At 63.7% G+C, this 1,538-nt stretch carries 4 protein-coding genes; 2 read left to right on the plus strand and 2 right to left on the minus strand.

The features are described 5' to 3' along the window. Positions 1–8: 8 nt before the first annotated feature. Positions 9–242 (minus strand): hypothetical protein, encoded by a 234-nt coding sequence (locus tag AC1VAN_RS21515; RefSeq protein WP_025874663.1) that lies wholly within the window; start codon positions 240–242, stop codon positions 9–11. Positions 243–330: 88 nt separating this feature from the next. Next, a complete protein-coding gene (locus tag AC1VAN_RS21520) occupies positions 331–837 on the minus strand; it encodes a hypothetical protein (protein WP_032951727.1) in 507 nt (168 codons plus the stop codon). An 84-nt stretch (positions 838–921) separates the two neighbouring features. Here AC1VAN_RS21520 and AC1VAN_RS21525 point away from each other — a divergent pair, with 84 nt between their 5' ends. Both AC1VAN_RS21525 and AC1VAN_RS21530 read left to right on the plus strand, forming a co-directional pair. Then, the gene (locus AC1VAN_RS21525; protein ID WP_025874662.1) at positions 922–1,182 is read left to right on the plus strand and encodes a helix-turn-helix domain-containing protein; all 261 of its coding nucleotides are present in this window, start codon (positions 922–924) and stop codon (positions 1,180–1,182) included. Then, positions 1,172–1,538, plus strand: a 367-nt coding sequence (locus AC1VAN_RS21530; RefSeq protein WP_480986706.1) for a hypothetical protein, incomplete at its 3' end; no start/stop codon positions are given. The genes AC1VAN_RS21525 and AC1VAN_RS21530, both read left to right, overlap by 11 nt.

Raw genomic sequence — 1,538 nt, forward strand, 5'->3', positions numbered from 1 at the left:
GGTCTCTTTCAACCGTAGTGCGCGCGTAGAAGCCCCGCATCGTGGAAGGAAATCCCCTCGCGGATGCACTCCTCGGCGCGTTCCATATCCTTGTGCAGCTGGATCAGCGCATCGTCGGCGAGCTGGTCGATGTCCACCACCCCGCAGCAGGCCTGGTCGATCACATGCTGCATCGGCTCCCCCCAGCGCCGGCGTACGTTGCGGATCATGCGGCAATGCCACTCGCGCATGATGGCATCCATCCGCCGTTCTCCCGGGGCTGCATGTGCCTCACCGGCCACCACCCGCAAGGCAGGTGTCGGGTTGCGACCGCCGCGCAGTTCCTGGGTCCTAGCGGCCAACCGCTGTGCGAGCTCCTCGAGTCGCGTGTGAGTCATCCTTCGCCTCCCTGATCCGTTTTGCCAGAAGCTTCGTCAGGTCGAGCACATTGTCCGGGGCCGAAGGCTGACCGAACTCGTCCACGACCATGAATGCGGTCTCCAGCAGCACAGGATCGTAGATCCATTCCGGTGGATCGCCGACCAGCTCCAGGTAGTGCGAAAGCACCTTGACCGCAGCGCTCATCTTCTCGAAATCCAGTCCCGTAGATTGAGACTGAAGCGACATCTCAACGTCCTGATCGGCACGATCAAGCGTGCCGTGCGGGAGTTGCATTGCCGACTCGAGATCGCGTGCCAGACGATGGCCGATGCTCTTCGGGTTGCTCTCCGAAATCCACTGGCTGACCTGGGGCTGCGCCCAGCGGGTGCCGCCGAACAGGCGGGCCCATTCGGCCGGGCCGCCGGCAGCGGCAACGCGGAGGCGCATGTTGAGGGTGCGGGCGGTACTGGCGTCCATCTGTAAATGGTGCTCTGCATTACCAATCCAGCAAATGACCAAAACGGTATTGACTTGGCATTACCGCCACGGTAATGTGGGGCCATGAACCTCATCGACTACGCCATCTCCCAAGGGGGCTACGGCACCCCCAGTTGCCCCGTGATGCGCCGTCTGGCCCACCAGACCGGCTGTGCGCTGCGGACCCTTTACATGATCGCCCGCGGCCACAAGTTGCCTGGCGCCCGTCTGTGCCGACGCATCGAGCTGGCCACGGCCGGTGCGGTCCGTCGTGAATTCCTGCGCCCGGATGTGTTCGCGCCGGGTCCGTCGTCCATCCAGGGAGAAGCCCACCATGCAGCTTGATACGTTCGGCGAATACGTCCGCAGCCGTCTGGAGCACTGGGGCGGGGAATACGCCCTGCATCGCGACTGCGAATACCTGGGCTTCCAATCACGCAACCTGCTGGCTGTCTTGATCGAGCATCGCGGCGATATGCCCGGCCGTGCGCAAGGGTACAAGCCACTGGAGACGGACCTGCTGGCGCAGCAGATCGAAGACATCATCACCGCAGTTGCCCGTGACAACGTGGCGATGGCCTGCGCACTGCGTGGCTACTACTGCGGTCGCGGCCGTCGCAAGGTCGAGCGCTTCGAGACCGCCAATCTGCTGCTCGCCAACTGCGGGCAGCGACCGGTCTCCAACCGGCATTACCTGAACC

The sequence above is a fragment of the Stenotrophomonas sp. 05L44_2 genome, from assembly GCF_056665995.1.